Genomic DNA, 3,056 nt, shown 5'->3' with positions numbered 1-3,056 from the left:
GTACGCCACCCCAGACCTACTCTCAGATATGCCCTAGATTGGGTTTTAAGCCTGTTTCAGAGGGTTTTGAATGGTTGGGGTGCAGAGGGTTAGGTTACCATCTTCTCGACTGGGGCAATTGCCCATTTGAGATAGGTTTCCGCCTTACGATTCCATCTGGAAAGTTCCTTCATGGCTTCCTTTGGGTCCGGAATCTCATCGGCAATGTGAATACCCTCCAATTCGTGCAGGGCAGATATCAACCAGCCAAGGGACAATCTCTGCAAAGCTCTGGAAGGGTTGAATGAAAGCTCGTTCAACGAAGCAGAATCAGGTTCTTCACCAACGAGATTCCATTCGACACGATCACCATCATCGTCATCGATCTTGAAATTGCCAAGCTTGGGATGATGGCCATAAAACCCAGCCGGTAACCAAGGTAGCGGGACAGACTTCAACTTTTGGGCACGTGTAGCAGCTTCTTCCATGGTTGGCAGGGCCGTAAGTTGACCAATGTGCTGGCACCCTTCGGCAGATTCCTTCGACATACCTTCCCCCCGTCCCATAACCTCATTTGAAAATGCTATCTGTGGATCATTGACAGGCTTTGGCCTAAATCTTTCGAAGGGCAAAAAACCACTGCCACAACTATATTTAGGAAAGCTGTGGGCACCATGGGTTGGCTGAATGTTGATGGAAGGATAGCGTCTTCGGCTATGTGAACCATGCGAAGGAACGTAGTCGGCTACGGGAATCAATACATCATCCGGCATGAGATTCCCCTTAGCTTATGCCTCGTCCGCTTCTTCATCGGCATGGTCCATAAGCGAACCGCCATCATCCAGCAAAAATGCTATGGAGCCACAGCAAGCATCGATACGCTCACGAACTGTGTCTTTAAGACGATAAATGTTCGAGCGCTTATCATTCGGGTCTGTTTCAGCGGTAATGGCACCAGTGATGGCCAAGCGCTTTAGGGTTCCATAAAATGACGTGCTTGAGTGCTTGCTGGTTTCAAACATATCGCCAGCAGACGAACTTTGATTATAGTAGAGATGGAGGATTATTTCACAGTCACAGGTAATAAATTTGCACCTTATGCTGTCTTCAATGCTCCTCATGATTTCAAGCAAAATGGCCAATATCATACCTCGCAATCTGCGGAAGCCGCATAGCTATCAATCTGGGTTTCTGCATAAAATGTCGTATTTCAACGACTTATAACGTCGCCGTTATTCAACGCCACAATCCGGCGTTATTTTTCGCAATTGAATTTGCCGGGCCTGTCGTGCTCGTTCGCCTCTCCTGATGCGAAAGGAGGGGGCCATATGGCGCAAAAAATGTTCAAAGCGAAAATCACCACCAGTGCAATGAATTCACCAACGGAAGTGGTGGTCCCTGCGGGCGATAGCTTTCAAGCCAGAAAAGTGATTGAGCAAATGTATGGCCCGATCAAAATCTGGTACGATAGCCCGAAAGAAATTCGCTAAATTGCACTGGAGCTGACATGAAATTTCTTATCTCTGTAGCTATAATTTGGGCATCATTCCACTTCGGCGGGTTGATGATTGGTGGAATTGTAACAGCAATTATATTCATTTTTGGTTTCATCGCCGCAATCAAGCAGGTTTATTCGCCTTGGGTAAAGGATGCCAAGACAGGTGAAATTTACCATATCGCTGAATTTCAAAATAAAGTTCTTAATGAACCCGGATTTTCAAATAATAGGATCAATCCGGGCTGGGGTGTAATTCTCTTCGCAACACTTTTTATAAATCAATTTAAGCTAGATCTTGACGAATTCGACAACAGATTCATGAATATGATTCAGGCTAAGCTCGTACTGTCAAGAAAAATTTGAGGGTAGATTTAGCTCGTCTCTGAATAAACGGAGACGAGCTTCTCTAAAAATTTAATCGCAAAAACAATCATTTCAATTCAAATATAGATTGAATCGCGATTGAATCGCGTGTGATTTTCGAGATCGGGCAATCGACCATGCACCCATCACCGCTGATGGCCATTTTCATATTAATAGGATTTTGCATAAATCTATATAATAATTCAAAGCTAAGTGGATTTACATTAGCATCTTGGATGTACCGCTTCGGTTGCACAACCCTTATTTTATTCCTAGCCCTCTTTGTCGAGATAATGATCTTTAAAAAAGATACCATCAAAGGTGGTAGCTTGAATGACGTTGTCGGCTGGACTCTTATATTTTTCCTATTCTCGATTTTAGTTATGACGATATTGATTATCTATCGACTCGCCGGAAATGCAATAATAATATTCCTGAATTATATTTTGCTTATTACGATTGCATTGATTGGCTTTGCATTTATGCCAATTCGATTGACCCTTAATGCAATCTTTGGAAGGCGAGCTGAAGGAGCAAACTCTCGAACGGGAAACAGAGAGAATTACAACTTTGAAGAAGCATTTAGGGCTGAGCAGGAGAGAAAATGGCAGGATCAATGGGAGGATAGAGAGGAGGACGAGGAGGAAGATAACGAGCCAGAGGATGATCATACCGGTTATCAGCAATCCGGTCGGCCTTCATGGAGTATAACCCTTGAAGTTTCACCTGATGCCGATGCCCAAACGGTCAAATCTGCATATCGTAGGCTGATCAAAAAATATCATCCTGATGCCGTGGCGACCAAGAGCAAAAAGGTTCAAGCCAGCCACGAAGCCAAGATGAAAGAAATCAATGCCGCCTATGATCTTTACAAAATGCTTCAATCTTAATCACTTCACAGAACGTTAAGCCTTAGAAGCTCTTGCCACACTCGCCCATATATCGAAGCTCGTTTGACATTTTCGGTGGCGATCCGTGCCTTGAAGTTGTCGTAGTCGATATCTCGAACCAAACCCGCGACAGCGTCTGCAACGGCATCCTTTCTGGCAACAGTGCGGAACCTGTAATCGGAATCGTGGCTCTCAACCGTAGCCGCCATGGTTGGCAGATATGCCCTCAGATTTTCAAGATCGGCTTCGCAACGCGCACGGATTGTAAGGCTATCAGACCGCACATTCCATTCCTTTTGCACAACAGAATAGAACCCTTGTTCGCT

At 44.8% G+C, this 3,056-nt stretch carries 6 protein-coding genes; 3 read left to right on the top strand and 3 right to left on the bottom strand.

Features of this window, described 5'->3' with window-relative positions; translation table 11 throughout:
• Positions 1-89: 89 nt before the first annotated feature.
• Together G404_RS0117295 and G404_RS0117290 are read right to left on the bottom strand one after the other, a co-directional pair.
• Positions 90-752, bottom strand: coding sequence for a hypothetical protein (locus G404_RS0117295; protein WP_156906381.1), 663 nt, complete (start codon positions 750-752; stop codon positions 90-92).
• Between the two features lie 15 nt (positions 753-767).
• A complete protein-coding gene (locus G404_RS0117290; RefSeq protein WP_156906380.1) occupies positions 768-1,100 on the bottom strand; it encodes a hypothetical protein in 333 nt (110 codons plus the stop codon).
• Positions 1,101-1,307: 207 nt separating this feature from the next.
• On the opposite strand from G404_RS0117290, the gene G404_RS20535 reads away from it, so the two are divergent.
• The 3 genes from G404_RS20535 to G404_RS20790 all read left to right on the top strand — a co-directional run bounded on the left by G404_RS20535 (position 1,308) and on the right by G404_RS20790 (position 2,730).
• Positions 1,308-1,469: a hypothetical protein gene (locus G404_RS20535; protein WP_156906379.1), complete on the top strand. Its 162-nt coding sequence runs from the start codon at positions 1,308-1,310 to the stop codon at positions 1,467-1,469.
• Between the two features lie 17 nt (positions 1,470-1,486).
• Entirely contained in the window at positions 1,487-1,840 is a 354-nt protein-coding gene (locus G404_RS0117285; protein WP_028642163.1) for a hypothetical protein, read from the top strand.
• Positions 1,841-1,950: 110 nt separating this feature from the next.
• The gene (locus G404_RS20790) at positions 1,951-2,730 is read left to right on the top strand and encodes a J domain-containing protein (RefSeq protein ID WP_084601479.1); all 780 of its coding nucleotides are present in this window, start codon (positions 1,951-1,953) and stop codon (positions 2,728-2,730) included.
• 5 nt (positions 2,731-2,735) lie between these two features.
• On the opposite strand, the gene G404_RS20785 is transcribed toward G404_RS20790, so the two are convergent.
• On the bottom strand, positions 2,736-3,056 hold a 321-nt coding region (locus G404_RS20785), incomplete at its 5' end, for a hypothetical protein (RefSeq protein WP_036521961.1).

The organism is Novosphingobium acidiphilum DSM 19966 (assembly GCF_000429005.1).
In the GTDB taxonomy this organism is placed as follows: domain Bacteria; phylum Pseudomonadota; class Alphaproteobacteria; order Sphingomonadales; family Sphingomonadaceae; genus Novosphingobium; species Novosphingobium acidiphilum.
This window is presented reverse-complemented; position numbering and strand designations above follow the sequence as displayed.